Origin of the sequence: Fontibacillus forbon (assembly GCF_046559655.1) — a bacterium.
In the GTDB taxonomy this organism is placed as follows: Bacteria; Bacillota; Bacilli; order Paenibacillales; family Paenibacillaceae; genus Fontibacillus.
The window spans coordinates 880,454-897,292 of record NZ_JBKGFV010000001.1 but is presented as its reverse complement, the minus strand read 5'-3'; the positions used below and the strand labels follow the sequence as shown (position 1 = coordinate 897,292).

The 16,839-nt window shown below is 50.4% G+C and carries 14 protein-coding genes and 1 pseudogene; 1 reads left to right on the top strand and 14 read right to left on the bottom strand.

All coding sequences use genetic code 11. The annotated features are described in order from the left end of the window. Window positions 1-25: 25 nt before the first annotated feature. From ACLB09_RS04145 to ACLB09_RS04120, 6 genes are all read right to left on the bottom strand, one after another. Entirely contained in the window at window positions 26-1,459 is a 1,434-nt protein-coding gene (locus ACLB09_RS04145; protein ID WP_410768481.1) for an SWIM zinc finger family protein, read from the bottom strand. 183 nt (window positions 1,460-1,642) lie between these two features. Beyond that, on the bottom strand, window positions 1,643-4,078 hold the full coding sequence (gyrA, locus tag ACLB09_RS04140) for a DNA gyrase subunit A (RefSeq protein WP_410768480.1): 2,436 nt from the start codon (window positions 4,076-4,078) through the stop codon (window positions 1,643-1,645). Between the two features lie 13 nt (window positions 4,079-4,091). Then, complete coding sequence (gene parE, locus ACLB09_RS04135) at window positions 4,092-6,077, bottom strand: DNA topoisomerase IV subunit B (protein ID WP_410768479.1); 1,986 nt, start codon at window positions 6,075-6,077, stop codon at window positions 4,092-4,094. Between the two features lie 114 nt (window positions 6,078-6,191). Next, entirely contained in the window at window positions 6,192-7,202 is a 1,011-nt protein-coding gene (locus ACLB09_RS04130) for an ABC transporter permease (RefSeq protein ID WP_410768478.1), read from the bottom strand. Next, on the bottom strand, window positions 7,183-8,166 hold the full coding sequence (locus tag ACLB09_RS04125; RefSeq protein ID WP_410768477.1) for an ABC transporter ATP-binding protein: 984 nt from the start codon (window positions 8,164-8,166) through the stop codon (window positions 7,183-7,185). Before ACLB09_RS04125 ends, ACLB09_RS04130 begins: the two co-directional genes overlap by 20 nt. Window positions 8,167-8,185: 19 nt before the next feature. Further along, a complete protein-coding gene (locus ACLB09_RS04120; RefSeq protein ID WP_410768476.1) occupies window positions 8,186-8,998 on the bottom strand; it encodes a GDSL-type esterase/lipase family protein in 813 nt (270 codons plus the stop codon). Between the two features lie 196 nt (window positions 8,999-9,194). Between ACLB09_RS04120 and ACLB09_RS04115 the strand changes: the two genes are divergently transcribed. After that, window positions 9,195-9,587 (top strand): hypothetical protein, encoded by a 393-nt coding sequence (locus tag ACLB09_RS04115; protein WP_410768475.1) that lies wholly within the window; start codon window positions 9,195-9,197, stop codon window positions 9,585-9,587. Between the two features lie 110 nt (window positions 9,588-9,697). Here the strand turns inward: ACLB09_RS04115 and ACLB09_RS04110 are convergent, their stop codons facing one another. The 8 genes and pseudogenes from ACLB09_RS04110 to ACLB09_RS04075 form a co-directional block, all read right to left on the bottom strand. Beyond that, the gene (locus ACLB09_RS04110) at window positions 9,698-10,204 is read right to left on the bottom strand and encodes a DUF4178 domain-containing protein (protein ID WP_410768474.1); all 507 of its coding nucleotides are present in this window, start codon (window positions 10,202-10,204) and stop codon (window positions 9,698-9,700) included. Between the two features lie 41 nt (window positions 10,205-10,245). After that, window positions 10,246-10,917, bottom strand: a complete 672-nt coding sequence (locus ACLB09_RS04105; RefSeq protein WP_410768473.1) for a PspA/IM30 family protein — start codon at window positions 10,915-10,917, stop codon at window positions 10,246-10,248. A 109-nt stretch (window positions 10,918-11,026) separates the two neighbouring features. Then, a complete protein-coding gene (locus ACLB09_RS04100; protein WP_410768472.1) occupies window positions 11,027-11,320 on the bottom strand; it encodes an RNA polymerase alpha subunit C-terminal domain-containing protein in 294 nt (97 codons plus the stop codon). Window positions 11,321-11,365: 45 nt separating this feature from the next. Beyond that, window positions 11,366-11,809 (bottom strand): annotated as a pseudogene (locus ACLB09_RS04095) (CAP domain-containing protein); the annotation flags it as partial. A gap of 265 nt (window positions 11,810-12,074) precedes the next feature. Then, window positions 12,075-13,082: a galactose/methyl galactoside ABC transporter permease MglC gene (gene mglC / locus ACLB09_RS04090; protein ID WP_410768471.1), complete on the bottom strand. Its 1,008-nt coding sequence runs from the start codon at window positions 13,080-13,082 to the stop codon at window positions 12,075-12,077. Window positions 13,083-13,106: 24 nt separating this feature from the next. Then, a complete protein-coding gene (locus ACLB09_RS04085) occupies window positions 13,107-14,618 on the bottom strand; it encodes a sugar ABC transporter ATP-binding protein (protein ID WP_410768470.1) in 1,512 nt (503 codons plus the stop codon). Window positions 14,619-14,783: 165 nt separating this feature from the next. Next, window positions 14,784-15,812 carry a galactose ABC transporter substrate-binding protein gene (locus ACLB09_RS04080; protein WP_410768469.1) on the bottom strand — a complete coding sequence of 343 codons (1,029 nt, stop codon included), beginning with the start codon at window positions 15,810-15,812 and terminating at the stop codon, window positions 14,784-14,786. A gap of 175 nt (window positions 15,813-15,987) precedes the next feature. Beyond that, window positions 15,988-16,806, bottom strand: a complete 819-nt coding sequence (locus ACLB09_RS04075) for an MBL fold metallo-hydrolase (protein WP_410768468.1) — start codon at window positions 16,804-16,806, stop codon at window positions 15,988-15,990. Window positions 16,807-16,839 lie beyond the last annotated feature (33 nt).

The window sequence follows — 16,839 nt, the reverse complement described above, 5'->3', positions numbered from 1 at the left end:
ATCTATGTCCCTCCAATTCCGCTTGTTAGTAGAGCAACCGGACCAGGTCTTCCCGGGTCAACATCGTCAGGGGCTGGGCAGCCAATACTCCGTTGCGGGAATCCTGATGAAACATGGCAAGCATCACGATCTCTCGCAGCGCGTCCTCCGGCAAAAACTTCAATAAATGTACGGTTCCGTCTTGCAGCACATCGCGAAGCTCCAGCGTTTCTCCCTGCTTATCGGCGGCAAACAGCCGGCCCTCCGCATCGGTGACGACTTTCTCAACGGACAAAAGTACCACCGGATTGGGATCGGCCAGCGGATTTTTCAACTGGTTTTTCACCCGCTTTACGGTCTCGGTAAACGACGCCGCGGCATGCTGGCGAACCAGAGACAGATCGTTCTTCTTCACCGCTCTCGAGGTCATGGACTCGAAACGGACCCGCCGGTTCAGGTCTCCGGGATACCGGTATAATTCAGGCACGACAGCAACCTCGAAAAAGCTGTCTTCCTCCCGCATTAATTTCGCGGCTTTATAGGGGCGATATTGAACGGTATAGTGGATTTCCCCACTGTCCGGCTGAATCCAGTAACCGCAGTCGACATACTCCTGCCGTGCTGCATCATCATAGCTGGTAAAGGCCAACTGAATCAGCTCCTTCGCCGGTTCGACCAACCCCGCCTCTTTCAGTTCGGTCAACTGCCATGCGTGTCCCAGCCATTCTTCGATCGAGGACTCATGATCCAGCCCAAGCTCGGGGTCTTCCAATTTTGCGGTTAAATGGGCCCTGCCTTTTTTGATGAAGGCGTGAATGACCGCAAGCTGCTCCGACGCCATGGAATAAGACTGCTCCGTATTATCCTTTTGCGACAGGATGAGAAACAGCTTGCCAAGCTGAATTTGCGCTCCGTTCAAATAGTGGCTTTTCATTTGTTTTACATGATCTTGAATTACTTTCAGCTCTTTGGCATCAAGCGTACCTAAGCCTCGCCGTATCAACGAATGCGTCAACTTTTCGAGCAAATCCAATCCCTCGAGCTGAGCCGAGATCTTCTTTTTAAGCGCTGATTTATTGACTTTCTTCGGCTTGGCTTCGACTCCCGCGACGGCTTCCTTCGCTTTCTTCTCTTCCCGTTTCCCGGTTTTCTCCCGTTTGGCTGCCAGATCTTCCGGCACCTCCGCCGGGGTAAAAAGCCTTCCTTCCGCATAAGCGTACAGGAGACCCAACACATGCTTGCACGGGAACTGCCGGCTTGGGCAGCTGCAACGCATGACCGGTTTTTCCGGAATCGCGAAATCCGCGGATGGAGCATAAGGCGTTTTCCCGCTTCCCGCACAAAGTCCAAAAAGTACCTGCCCGTCTTCAGACCGGTGCAGTTCTATGTATTTTCCTTTTTTGTTCAAATCCTGGCCGTTCTTGATCGCTGCGCTGTTGGGTGCCTGTGAATCGATCCAAGTTTCCGTAATTTCCATCAAATGTCGTTCCCCTCCACTATCGCTAAGTTTACAGCACTACCAAAATTATCTTATAAGGCTTCTATCCATATCATACCTAATATTGACAAACTCCCCTACCTACTAAAGTCCTAACAGGAACGTATATTCGCCAAATAAGAAAAGCTCCACGGAATCGTTAGTTCCGTGAAGCTTTTAAATGTTTCAACTTCGAATCATCAAATCGATGATTTCATCTTTCTTATCCACCGGGGCGAGCTGTTTGCCGATCGATTTCCGGTCGGCAAGCGGAGCATCCTCCGAACTGAATGGATAAGTTCCGCCTTCCTTTGTCACCGCCAATAACGAGAGCGGTTCTTTGCAGTGGAATCCGCCAGCCAAACGGCTGCCGTTCGGTTTAACCCGTTTGCCTTCCTTGAATTCAAAGGACTGAACGCCTTTGCCGCCGCGGCTTTGCACCGGATAATCCAGCAGCAATGTCCGCTTGCCGTAACCCAAATCCGACACGACGAGCACTTCGCCTTCATCGCCCTCGACCCACATGGAGCTTACGACATCGTCATCCTCTTTCAATGTGATGCCGCGAACGCCCGCCGACACGCGGCCCATGGCATTGACTTCGTTTTCCGCAAACCGGATAGCCATTCCCTGCTTCGTCACCAGCAGAATTTCCTGGCTGTTTCGGCTGACGGTAACGCTGATGATTTCATCTCCGTCCGCCACTTTACAAGCAGCGATTGCGCCCGACCGTTTCGTCTCGTACTCTTTCAATTCGGTACGCTTGATCTGGCCGCGTTTAGTGACAAACACAAGACTCACATCTTGTTCGTCAAAGCTCTTCAGCGGGATCGCACTTACGATCCTGTCTTCCTTGGCCATCGGAATGACGTTGACGATAGCGGTCCCGTTATCCTTCCACTTAAATTCCGGGATCTGATGAACCGGCAACAGGAAGTATTGGCCTCGTTGGGTAAAGATCAGAATATTTTGCAGCGTATCCACGTCAAGCACATGCTTGACATAATCGCCTTCCTTCACTCCCGATCCTTCCCGCTCTCCGCCGGAACGCGTAAAGGATAGCATGCTGGTCCGCTTGATATACCCTTCGTGGGAGAGCGTGACGAGGACATCCTCCTGGGCAACCAACACTTCCAGGTTCACCTTCAGTTCCTCGACTTCGCCCTGGATCTCCGAACGCCGATCGATGCCGTATTTGTCGCGGATTTCGATCAGCTCTTTTTTGATCAGAGCTATCAATTTCTTGTCGCTTTCCAGAATGCCTCGCAGCGTGGCGATTTTCTTCTGGATGTCGTCCAGCTCTTTCTGCAGGGACGTAATCTCCAGGTTGGTCAATCGGTACAATTGCAAGGTCAGGATGGAATCCGCTTGACGTTCGGTAAATCCGAACATCCACTGCAGATTATTCTGAGCGTCCTGGCGGTTTTTCGACGCCTTGATCGCGGCGATAACCTCATCCAGAATATTCAACGCTTTAACCAGGCCTTCCAATACATGGGCCCGGTCTTCCAATTTCTCCAGCTCGTATTGGGTCCGGAAGGTGACCACTTCGCGCTGATGGGCGATATAAGCGTCCAGCATCGCTTTCAGGCCAAGCTGGCGCGGCGCCTTGTTGACGATCGCCACCATATTGAAGTTGTAGGTTACCTGCAAATCGGTTTTCTTTAACAGGTAGGCAAGAATGCCTTGGGCGTCCGCATCCTTTTTCAACTCGACAACAATTCGCAAACCGTTACGTCCGCTTTCGTCGCGCACTTCAGCAATCCCGTCGACCTTTTTCTCCAGCCGGATATTTTCCATGGCCGTAACAAGCCGGGATTTGACGACCTGATAAGGGATCTCCGTAACGACGATCTGTTGTTTGCCGCCGCGCATATTTTCGATCTCCGTTTTGGACCGGAGATAAATCCGGCCTTTTCCGGTCTCGTAGGCGTCGCGGATTCCTTCCTCGCCCATAATGATGCCGCCGGTCGGAAAATCCGGTCCCTTCACGTAAGCACGGATTTCTTCCAAAGAAAGCTCCGGCTTCTCCATAACCGCGATGCAGGCATCAATAATCTCACGTAAATTATGCGGCGGAATTTCCGTCGCAAAACCGGCGGAGATCCCGCTCACCCCGTTAACGAGCAAGTTCGGAAATCGTGCCGGCAGAACGACCGGCTCCATCGCCGTGTTATCGAAGTTGTCTTTAAACGGAACCGTACGTTTCTCGATATCTCGAAGCAGTTCCAACGCGATCGGCGAAAGACGCGCCTCCGTATACCGCATCGCAGCGGCCGGGTCATCATCCTGGGAACCCCAGTTACCGTGGCCGTCCACGAGAACATGCCCCATCTTCCAAGGTTGCGCCATCCGAACCATGCCTTCGTAAATCGAGGAGTCGCCGTGGGGATGATAATTCCCCATAACGTCACCGACCGTCTTGGCCGATTTACGGTAAGGCTTGTCCGGCGTATTTCCCGAATCGTACATGGCATACAAAATGCGCCGTTGAACCGGCTTTAAACCGTCTCTTACGTCAGGAATGGCCCGATCCTGAATAATATATTTGGAATACCGGCCGAAACGGTCGCCTACGACTTCTTCGAGAAAGGCTGGCAAAAAATTCTCCAATGAACTCAAATCAAGTCACCTTCTATTCCTCATACTCCGTGAAATCCACATTTTCTACTATCCAGCGCTTCCGCGGGTCGACCTTGTCGCCCATCAGCGTGGAGACGCGGCGTTCCGCCTTGGCGGCATCTTCGATCTGAACCTGGAGCATCGTGCGGGTTTCCGGATTCATCGTTGTTTCCCACAGCTGCTCGGGGTTCATTTCCCCGAGTCCTTTGTAACGCTGAAGCTCGAAGTTTTTGCCGAATTCCTTGAGGTAATTTTGAAGCTGTTCATCGCTCCAGGCATACCGCACCGTCTCCAGTTTTCCGGACCGGCGGGTAATTTTGTATAAAGGCGGCTGGGCGATGTACACCTTCCCCGCGTCGATCAACGGCTTCATATAACGGTAAAAGAATGTCAGCAGCAGCACCTGGATATGCGCTCCGTCCGTATCGGCATCGGTCATGATAATGATCTTGGAATAATTGCTGTCTTCCACGGCAAATTCCGGTCCGATGCCCGCACCGATCGCAGAAATGATCGCCCGATATTCATCATTTTTCAAAATATCGGCCAGTTTGGCCTTCTCCGGATTCATCGGCTTGCCTTTCAGCGGCAATATCGCCTGAATCTTGGAGTCCCGGCCCTGCTTGGCCGAGCCGCCCGCGGAATCGCCTTCGACGATAAACAGCTCGTTACGCGTAAAGTCTTTCGACTGCGCCGGAGTCAGCTTGCCGCCAAGGTTAGAGCTCTCGCTCCGCTTTTTGCCGGAACGCATCTCGTCCCGCGCCTTGCGCGCCGCCTCTCTGGCGCGCGAAGCCTGGATCGCCTTTTTAATCAGCGTCTGGGCCACTTGCGGATTTTCCTCCAGGAACAAAGCCATTTTCTCCGCCACAACGGCGTCCACCGCGCTTCGAGCAGAGGCGCTCCCGAGTTGATCCTTGGTTTGGCCGACGAACTCCACTTCGGACATTTTGACGCTGATGACCGACATCATGCCCTCGCGAAGATCGTTTCCTTCCAGGTTTTTGTCCTTTTCCTTAAGCATCGCGGTTTTGCGCGCATAGTCGTTCATCACCCGTGTGTAGGCTGTCTTAAAGCCCGTTTCATGAGTTCCACCCCCGCGCGTAGGTATGGAGTTGACGAAGGAAGCCAACGTTTCCGTATATCCCGCATTGTATTGCAAGGCAACTTCCACTTCAATTTCATCCCGCTCGGCGTAAAAATGAACCACATCATGCAGCACATCTTTCCCGTCGTTCAAAAACTGAACAAACTGGCTGGCGCCGCCCTCGTAAAAAAACTCGTCGGAACGGTCCGACCGCTCATCCTTCAAGGTCACCTTCAGGCCCGAATTCAGAAAAGCGATCTCCTGTAAACGTTCCGCGAGCGTATCGTAATTTAATCCGATTCCATTAACGAACACCCGGATATCCGGCTTAAACGTGACTTTGGTTCCCGTCCGGTTTGTGTTCCCCAGAACTTCCAGACCCGTCACCGGCTCACCGACATGTTCGATTCCTTGCTTGTCCATCCAATACTCGAACCGCATGCGATGGATTTTGCCTTCACGGTAGATTTCGACTTCCAGCCACTCGGACAGCGCATTCGTTACCGATGCGCCAACGCCGTGCAGACCGCCGGATTTTTTATATCCCGAACCGCCGAATTTACCGCCTGCATGCAAAATTGTATAAACCACTTGCGGTGTAGGAATGCCTGTCTTATGCATCCCTGTCGGAATGCCGCGGCCATTATCGTATACGGTAACAGAACCGTCTTTATTCAGCGTAATATCGATTTTATTACAAAATTTCGCCAAATGCTCATCGACGGCATTATCCACAATCTCCCATACAAGATGATGAAGTCCCGACGAGCTCGTACTGCCGATATACATACCTGGTCGTTTACGTACCGCGACAAGCCCTTCGAGCACCTGAATGTCGTCCGCGTCGTATCCCGAAGCCGCACGGCCAGGCTTGCCCCCTGAGGCGTCTTCGAACAAATCGATTTGTTCGGCCATTCATGCTCCCCCTTTTAGCTTCATTAGGTAGTTCACTTAAATGTTGTTCAATACGTTTGAACACGCACTATATGTACTACAATGCAAACAGATGTTTTGTTATCCTTGTCCATTTTAATTCAATATATCCTGTTTCGTAAAGACAAGGAATGAAACAAACAGCGAGACGGCTGCCCAAACCGCCAGAACCGCAAGCGAAAATCCGAGATTCATCCCTTCGATCGGAGCTGGAGTTCCCGCCAAATAATTGGTTAATCCCAGGTTCACCATAAACAAGTACTTGGCGCTGGTCCATGAGGAAGCCATATTGCTTAAAATACTGCCCGCGATCAGCGATGCCATCATAATCACGATGCTCGCGGCCGTGCTTCGTACCAGGACGGAGACCATAAAGGACAGCACCGCAACGGTTATACCCACAAACCAGATCAGGCCCGCCTGCATAAACAGATACTTCCACTGGGGCACCGCATGGACCGCTGACATCTCCACTTCCGCGCCATGCAGCCGAAACCCGGTAAACACCGGAAAGGTAAATCCTTTGTACCCGAAAAAGAGCCCCGAAACCAGATAGCAGATAACGAACGAGGACAGTACGATAAGCGAAACGAACATCAATAGAGTGATCAGCTTGCTGAGCAGCACTTTCCAGCGCCGGATCGGCCTGGTCAGCAGCATTTTCACTGTTCCCGCCGTTCGTTCCGAAGAAACGATGTCGGAACCGATGCACATAATCAGCAATGGAATGAACAAGGTTGACGCATTGTCCAGAAACTCCCGGGTAAACGAAACGCCGCCGGGCTGAGCCGGATTCACGTCATGCTCCAGATAATATTTCATCTGCTGGATATAAATCTGCCGATATTTCTTCCATTCCTCGGGAACCCGATCGCTGCCAAGCGAGTTTTGATTATCCGTTATGGCCTGTTGTACTTCTCTGCGCCAGTCCGATCCGTAAGTTTCGCGTTTATCTTCTGCCTGTTTCATCTGGGCATACGCAAAAATCGGGACAAGCACCAGCAGCACAAGCAAAACTACATAAAACCGCTTCTTCTTGATCATCTTGATCGTTTCGTTTTGAATTAACGAAAACATCCGATTAGCACTATTCAATGGTCTCACCATCCGTCATCTCCAGGAACAATTGCTCGAGTGTGGGATTAATCTTGTGTACGGAGCCGACTTTAACCCCTGCATCAACGAGGGTTGAGAGCAGCTTCGGAATATCTTCGGGCTGCATCTGCGTCACTAACGCTTTAGACGAAGTCCCGGCCATAATCGCGTCATCCAGTACATCGCCCGCCTTCTCGACTACACTCGCGCCGGCCGCCTTCAACAAAGCTTCACCCTGCGGTCGGGGATCCAGTTCCCAAACCACATAGTTCGAGCTCTCCTTAATCAGTTCGCTTACCGTGCCTGTGGCAAGCACACGGCCCCGGCTGATGATCGCCACTCGGTCACATAGAAGTTGGATCTCGCTAAGTAAATGGCTTGATACGAATACAGCCATCCCCTCCTCGGCAAGACTGCGGATAAACTGGCGAAGTTCCTTGATCCCTTTGGGATCCAAACCGTTAGTGGGCTCATCCAGTATCATTAGCTTGGGCCTGCCAAGCAGCGCCTGGGCAATGCCCAAACGCTGACGCATCCCCAGCGAATAAGTTTTCACTTTATCGTGAATCCGCTCGTCCAATCCTACCATCTCCGCCACCTCGGCAATCCGCGCTGTATCGACCCCGTTCATCATCCTGGCAAATTGCTCGAGGTTTTCCCATCCGGTCAAATAGGTATAAACCTCAGGATTTTCAACAATCGATCCGACATAAGCCAGCGCTCGTTCAGGTTCCCGGCTCACCTCGAATCCGCATACCTTGACGCTACCTTCCGTAGGGCGAATCAAATCGACCAACATTCGGATCGTTGTTGTTTTCCCGGCTCCGTTCGGGCCTAAAAAACCGAAAATCTCGCCTTCCTTGATTTCAAAAGAAACATCTTGTACGATCCATTTTTTCCCGATGCGCTTCTTCAAATGCTCTACGGTCAGCACCGTTTGTTTTGGGTTACGCCCAGTTCCAAAATCCTCTGCCACTAACGTACACTCCTTATGTTCACTCTTTAACGTCGATGCCCTGCACGATCCGCTCCGCGATAGCCTGATATCCCGCTCCGTTCGGATGAAAATGATCCCCGGAAAGGTACTGTCCGGCTTGCAGTGTAAACAAATCAAACGTCGGAACGATCAGCCCTCCCTCGATGGAAGCCATCGCCTCCGCAGCAATGCCGTTCCAAAGCGCTACTGCCTGATCACCGGTCACCTTCAGTTCTTTCATATCTGAAAACGGATTATACAATCCGACATAAACGAGTTGAGCCTGAGGGTTGATATTGTGAAGTTTGTCCAAGATTTTTTTGAAATTATCTGAAGCGCTCTTTACATGGGCATCCAGTTCGGCTTGCGTCGGGAGTTCCGTCCTCGTTTCCAGCGGCTCTTCCCCATCGAACAAATCGTTGGCCCCAATGGAAAGCAGGATGATTCCCGCCTGTCCAAGCGAATATTGAATCCCGTTTTGATCGAGCATCGGCAGCAGTTCCTTCGTTGTGAGTCCGTTGATACCTAAATTGTTGATAAGTTTGCTCTTCGCCCCCTGCTTAGCTAAAAGCTCAACCGTTCTCTTCGCAAATCCGCTCCCCATATCGTCCCCTGTTCCTTTGGCAAGAGAATCGCCGATCACCGTAACATCCAGCGGGGAGGATTGCGCAGGTACCGCATAGGCATGATCTTCCATAACGTAAGATTGCCTGCTTGCGGTTCCCGGGTAAATGACATCACGAATCGCATACAAAAAACCAAACAGTAACATCAGCGTTGCTGCGGCCGAGACGAGGCCGACCGTTCGCCAAATTCGGGACGCAGTAAACATCAGCAGCACTCCTCTTTGTAAATAGTCCCTTTTAATCTCTCCAGTTTATGTAATAAACATAAAACTTCTTGCCCGGAGAAGCAAATTGAAGGTCGTCCGCCCCCCCGGATGGGCAAGGGAATGAATATTGTTGCTCATTTTACGGATATATTTTATAATCAATATAGGAACGCATGTTCGGGAAAGGGTGTTTATTTTGAGTTATTTAGGCATAGTGATTGAACAATCTCTAAAGGATCAAACCATTTTAAGCGAATTGACGATTCTCGGTGAAAAACAGATCGGAGGATGGACGTTGCTGCTGGTTTCCGTTTCTTCCGGCGAAGAACTCTCCCCATTGCTCCAAAAGCTGCAGAATCATATGATTGATGCACAAGAGGATTGCTGGTATGCCCACTTTTTCTCAAACGAATGGATGTTCATTGTATACGAAAATGCTTTATTCGAAACTTCCTTGCTTCCGGAAGACTGGGATGAAGCCATTCGGCATGGAATGAGCTATAATATTCCCCTCGAACAGCTTGATTTCAAGCCAAGAACAAAGAAAGACGTCTTGGAACTGTTCGGGATCTCTGAAAATTCCGGTTAATAAGATTTACAGTATTCTCACTTGACTATCTTCAAATATGACTTGCTGCACTAAGGAACGCAAATAAAGCAATGCCCGAAGGCACTGCTTATTTGGTATTTCTCATTCCATTAACTTGCTCGAATCACCTTTACATCACCCGGGATGACCTTCTCGCCTTCATATAGCATAAAGCGACCGTTTTGCCATTCAATGCGCAGCAGGGCAAAATCATCGGACTGGAATTGCCATACATACTGCTCTCCCCCCTGCATAAAAGGAGTACGGCCGGTAACCGTTACCGCCCCGATATACTCTTCATCCAGGAAATAGGTTCTGCCGTCCAGTTCCATCTCCGAAGGAACCTCATCCGGCGTGTCCAATCGCCCGTCGATCGGGCGATAAAGCTGATAGTGTAGGGTCTCGCGTTCCTCGATCAGCAGGTAACTGATTTTGGCTCCGTCCTGAAGCGTCAGCACGACCGCATTTCTACCCCGGTTGTGGACGCGTCCCGTCACTTCATAAGTGACTAACGACACTTCGCACATATCCCCCGGAGCGAGTGTCAGCATACTTTTCTCCACTTGCGGCGGCTCCGGTTTCGCGAACAGATTGCCGATTCTTTTCCAAACACCCATGAGATCATATGCCTCGCTTTTCGTTCAATTCGGGAGCGTCCTTATTTCTTATCTTCGTATTGCTTCATCAGAGCGGCCAATTCATCCTCGACAGCCTGATCTTTTCCGAGTTTTTCAAATTCGTCGTCCAGATCGGCGCCTTTGGAATTCAATTCATTGCTCGCTTCAGCTTGCGCTTCCATCTGCATCATTTTTTCTTCCATGCGCTTCAGACCGCTGGCAGCCGAATCCGAACTGAAGCCGGTCATCGCCTTGTTGATTTCGGTTTGGGCTTTTGCCGCGTTATAGCGAGCAACTAATGTTTCCCTTTTATTTTTCATTTCGGTCAACTGTTTGCGCATCTCTTCCAGCTTGCCGCGCAGATTGTCAGCGGAGGCTTTGTTCTGCTCATAGTTTGCTTTGTATTCATTCATCTTGTCTTCGGCGGCTTTCTTCTCTTCCAGCGCGCGGCGGGCCAGATCTACGTTCTGGGCTTGTGCCGCAGTGTGCGCCTGTTGCGTACGCTTAGCAACCAATGCCTCCTGCTCTTCAAAAAGCGCCTTGAATTTCTTCTCGATCGCAATCTGAGCGGCTACCGCTTTCTCGGCATCCTCCAGGTCCTCTTGCATATCGCGAATATATTGATCCGTCATCTTGATCGGATCCTCGGCCTTATCAATCATTGCGTTAATATTGGACATCGTTAAATCGCGTAATCTCTTGAAAATCGACATTGTGGTTTTCCTCCCCAAAAATTTTAAACTTCTTGATAGATGTTTACGTATCGCAGGTATCAAGGTTTCATCGTCGTCAAAAAAAATTTTTCGAGTCTTAAAAGAGTGTCTATGCTTTAAATGATAATCCTTGATTCTGCAGAGCAGTCCTCAGTTTAGGCAACGAGGCCGGACCCATGCCGTGAAATTGCAAAATCTCTTTTTCGCTGTATTTCGAAAGCTCTTGCAAAGAAAGTATTCCATGGTGTTCCAACGCTCTTCTTGCCGGTGCCGACAGAAGCGACAAAAACCCGCTGTCCGGTTTAATTTCTTTCTCGCAGATCGGGCAGGTCGGGCAACCGCTGCTTTTATAGTATTGGTGTCCCTTTAGACAAGTTCTTAAAGTTTTGTTCAAGTCCGTCATTCCCACTCCCTCCGTATAATAAAAGAACCGGCGTTAGCCAGCCCTTTATTTTTGCGTGCCGATAAATTCTTGTACCCAATATCCGTTATAATAGCCGACACCGATCAGATTATAGTTGGCGTTCAGAATATTCGCTTTATGGCCGGGGCTGTTCATCCAGTCCTGTACGACCTCTTTGGCGGTGGTTTGACCCATGGCGATATTCTCGCCGGCATAGCGGTAAGTAATGTTGAAGGAATCCATCATATCGAAGGGGGAACCGTAAGTAGGTGATGTATGATTGAAATACTTGTTTTTAAACATGTCAATCGCTTTGGTTTTAGCCATTTTTGATAAGTTCGTGTGTACGGTCAACGGTTTAAGTCCGGCAGCCTTCCGCTCTTTGTTAACCAGTGCAACAACCTCTGCCGCCCGTTCTGTCTGAATTTTGGCATATACTGCAACTACCTGTTTCGATGTTGCCGCCTGTGCCGTTCCCGGCCCTAGCGGAACAAACAACAATGATCCAGCCATGACGGAGAGTACCAAGCCTGAAGTTATTTTTTTGAAGTTAACCATCTTATTCATTGTAGTTTCTCTCCTTAGTCCATCAATTCAACAAATTTTGTGCTCCTTGTCACATTTTAACATGATAACTGCCCCTACGCATGAGAAAAAGTTGGAAAAATGGAAAATTGGATGAAAATTATCAAATTAAAAGCCGCCCTGAGCAAATCATTGCTTCAGGACGGCCTTGGGAGTGTGAAACCGGTATTTACTTTTTGGCTGCGTATTTGCGCATATCGAAAGCAACCGCGGCAACAATGATCGCGCCTTTGATGATTTGCTGCCAATAGGGGCCTACCCCTACGAAGGTTAACCCATAGTTTATAACCGTAAAAATGAGTACGCCTGCCATGACGCCCGGAACCGTTCCGATTCCGCCGGTCGTCGATACGCCGCCGACTACGCAGGCCGCGATCGCATCAAGCTCGTACATGTTACCGTAGTTGTTGGTAGCCCCGCCGGTTCTTGCGGCTTCAAGCACGCCCGCCAAGCCGTACAGCGCTCCTGCGATGGAATAGATCAGAATCAGATATTTTGTAACGTTGATACCCGAAACTTTGGCGGCTTGTTCATTGCCGCCGATAGCGTACATGTTTTTTCCGAGCCGGGTTTTATTGAACATGACCCAAACGATGAAGCAAACCGCGATCGCAATCAGGACGATAAATGGAATCGAGTACTGCCCGCTGCCGATGCTTCCCGAGCCCAGATTCGTGAAATCTTCGCGCAAACCGCCGATCGGCTGCGATTGGTTGGGCTCCGTGTCGAAATACAGGGAGTTGATCCCGTAGATCGCAACCATCGTTCCGAGAGTAGCGATGAATGGGGGAACTTTAAATTTCGAAACGATGATTCCGTTGATCAAGCCGAAAAGTAAGCCAACGATAATAGCTATAATGATGGGAACCAGAAGCGGCAGATGCGGGAGATCCGGAAAGAAGCGCCGCGGATAATTCTCTACCTGAAGCATGGATGCCGAGATGACTGCGGTCAAGCCAACCATCCGGCCGGCCGACAAATCGGTACCGCCGGTGATGAGAATGAACGCTACACCAAGCGCGATAATGACCCGCGTCGAGGATTGAATGAGTATATCGCGAAGCGTGTTGATACCTATAAAGTTCGGATCGTAAACGGCGATGCCGATAACTAGCACGGCGAGTACGATATAGATTGCATTTTGCGTAACGAAATTTTGTATTTTTCTTGTTTCCATGAATTTCTCCTCCTTCTCTTCCCCTTAATGCTGGGCAGCCAGCCGCATAACTTCCTCTTCCGAAGCCTGGTCTCCGTCCAATATTCCTGTCAGTCGGCCTTCGGACATGACCATCACGCGGTCGGACATGCCGAGCAGTTCCGGCATCTCGGAAGAAATCATGATAATGCTTTTTCCCTGTTGCGCCAAATCCGCAATAATGGAGTAAATTTCGTATTTTGCGCCAACGTCGATCCCCCGGGTCGGCTCGTCAAGCAGCAATATCTCAGGTTCGGTAAGCAGCCAACGCGCGAGCAGCACCTTCTGTTGATTCCCGCCCGATAGATTCATAATCAGCGTTTTCGGGGAAGGCGTTTTGGTCCGCAGCTTTCCTACCATATTGTTGGCTTCTTCCTTTTTTCTGCGGTCGTCAATCAGCAAGTAAGGCTTTACATAACGGTCCATGTTCGCAATGGCGGCATTTTCGTGTACGGACAATACCGGAAAAATCCCTGTCGTACGCCGCTCCTCCGTCAGCAGCGCCAACCCGTGCCGTTTGGCATCGCCCGGGCTTTTGATTCGGACCTCTTTCCCATGGATCGAGATACTTCCCGTCTGGATATCCCGCAAACCGAATAAAGCTTCAACCAGTTCGGTCCGCTGGGCGCCGACCAGTCCGCCAATCCCGAGAATTTCTCCTTTACGCAGCTCAAAAGAGATATTTTTAAACGACTTCGGTTGGGATGAAGTCAAGTTATCCACCTTCATAATGACGCCGGTCGGCACGTTGTGACGGTCCGGGAAACGCTGCGTCAAATCGCGGCCGACCATCTTGGAAATAATCAGATCCGTCGTCATCTCGGCGGCCGGCCAGGTTCCGATTTTTTTCCCGTCCCGCATGATCGTTACATCATCGGAAATACGTAAAATTTCCTCCATTTTGTGCGAAATATAAATGATGGCTACGCCGCGTTTCTTCAAATCGTTAATGATGCGGAATAAGTGCTCCACTTCCACGCTGGTCAGCGAGGAGGTAGGTTCGTCCATGACGATGATCTGTGAATGAAAAGATACCGCCTTGGCGATTTCGATCGATTGAATTTTGGATACGGACAATTTGCCCACCAGCGTATCCGGACTTAAATCGATATCTAATTGTTTAAACAGCTCCTCCGTATCCCGGTACATCTTCTTGTGATCCACAAGCTTGAACGGACCCCATCCCATGAGCGGAAATCGGCCGAGCCATATATTTTCCATGACATTGCGAAACGGCACCGGGTGCAGCTCCTGGTGAATCATCGAAACACCCAGTCCAAGCGCATCGCTGGAGTTGTTGATTTCGGCTTTTTGTCCATGCAAAAAGATTTCGCCGCCGTCCGGTTTATATATCCCGAACAGGCATTTCATTAACGTTGACTTCCCCGCTCCATTTTCGCCCATTAGCGCGTGCACGGTTCCGGGTCTGACTTGCAGCGTTACTCCATCCAACGCTTTCACGCCGGGAAATTCCTTGGAGATCTCTTTCATCTCCAGCGCATATTTCTGGTCAGTCATTCTTTCGCCCCCTAACTTGTTCTTTACCGACAGAGGCACAGCAAGTCTTTCTCCAGGCTCTATCCTTAAACTTTCCCCTCAAAACAGCGGGAGGTTCGTACCCTCGGGTTCCGAACCTCCCATGCTTGACTTGTTTATGAGAAGTCCTGCTGCGTGCGCAGCGGCTTATTTGAAATCGGCTGCGTTTTCTTTCGTTACTTTTTGGTAAGGAATCCACACATATTGATTGTCCGTAATTTCAAACCCGACGCTGTCCTTATTGATTTCGCTGCCTTTAGCGAGCAGGGAAGCCAGCGTTACGGCTGCTTTACCTTGGTTCTCGGCATCGTTAAGCACCGTGCCGAGCATCGTGCCTTGCTCCAGCGCTTGAAGAGCTGGCGCGGTAGCGTCAACGCCGACTACCGGCATATATTTGTCTCCCGAGAAATATCCGGCGGCTTTCAAGGCTTCAATGGCACCCAGCGCCATATCGTCATTGTTGGCGAAGACAGCTTCGATTTTGTCGCCGTTCGCTGCCAGGAAGGCGGCCATTTTCTCCTGTCCTTTTACCCGGTCCCACATAGCGGTATCTTCGGCGACTTTTTCCACCTTGATGCCCGCGTCTTCCACGGCCTGAATGGAATATTGCGTGCGAAGCTCGGCATCCTGGTGACCCGGTTCGCCTTTCAGCATGACGTATTGGAGCACGCCGTCGCCGTTTTTATCGGCCTCGGGAGTCGCTTTCCAGTAATCGACGATAATTTGGCCCGATAACGTTCCCGATTCTTCCGCTTTGGCTCCGACATAGTACACTTTGTCCCACTTCTTCATATCTTCCGGAAGCGGTTCGCGATTCAGGAACACTACCGGCGTATCTTTTGCCTTGGCTTTATCGATAATGACTCCGGCCGCCGTACGGTCAACCGGATTAATGACCAAGGCATTCGTTTTCTTCGTCAAAAACAAATCGATTTTATCGTTCTGGGTCGGCTGCGAATTCTGGCTGTCGACGATGTCGACTTTAGCGATTCCGCTCGAGTTCTTCTCGATGGAGTTCCGTACGCCGGTCATAAACGTATCATCGAACTTGTAAATCGCTACGCCGACTTTCGGCTCTCCGCTCCCGCCGCTTTCCTTGTTTCCGCCGCTGGAACAGCCAGCTAGCGTCGCCCCGAGCAATGTTGCTGCTAATAATGCCGTACCGACTTTTTTCATTCTTTTGACCTCCTGAATGATTTTCGTTATCTTTGTTTGCCTCATGGATACGTTTTCATTATGCCTTGAAATCGCCGGTTTGCGAATCTAAAATCCTGAGATGTTCTATTAAAATTCTGAGGATGTTATTTTGATCATTTCAAATAAAAAGGCCCGGGCGTCCCCGGGTCTCGTTTCAAAGCTCTTTATTCACATACTTTCCTTGTTCGGGTACAGCAAGCTCTTCGAAATTCTCGCATAGCCGGCGGAGCCCAGAACGTAGTTCTTCGCCGGACATCGGCACCCCGTGACCGGTAATCGCCGTCTCCGGCGACAAAGCGGCCAGCTTGCACAGCGACGCTTCGGCTGTTTCCCAATCCGGCGTAAAATACATCGGAGGTCCGTGGAGCTCCTTCTCCTGCCTAATGACGGCGAGTGCCGATTCCTGCTTGACCGTGATAAAAGCATCGCCGGCAATCAGCGTGCGGTCCTGCTCGCGGTACAATGATACATGCCCCGGACTATGACCCGGAGTAGCGATCCATTTCCATCCCGTTGCTCCTGGAACTGTACCATCTTCGGGCAGAGGTTCCAGCCTGTCCTTCAAATCTATCGCCCGATTCGGATAGATCGGTGCCACACCGGCAAGCAGACCTCCTCCAACGGAAGGATCACCTTCCGGATAATCCCGGAGTCCGGTTAGATAGGGGAATTCCTCAACATGGGCATAGACCGGAACCTTCCAGTAATCCGATAACTCGATCACGCACCCTACATGATCGAAATGACCGTGCGTTAAGATGATCGCTTTGGGCGGCCTGCCGTAAATGGTTTCGGCTTCCCGAATTAATGCCTTCTTGAAAGGACCCAATCCGGTATCGATCAACACCCAGTCTCCCCGATCCGGTCTGCCGGCGAATACCGTATTCACCATCAGCGTACGAACACACCATAAGTCCTTTAATACCCTGGTCGTATCAACGATTCCCGTATGAAGCATATCCTTATCGCTCATATTCTCCCTCCTAATGAATGGGAATTTAAGGCT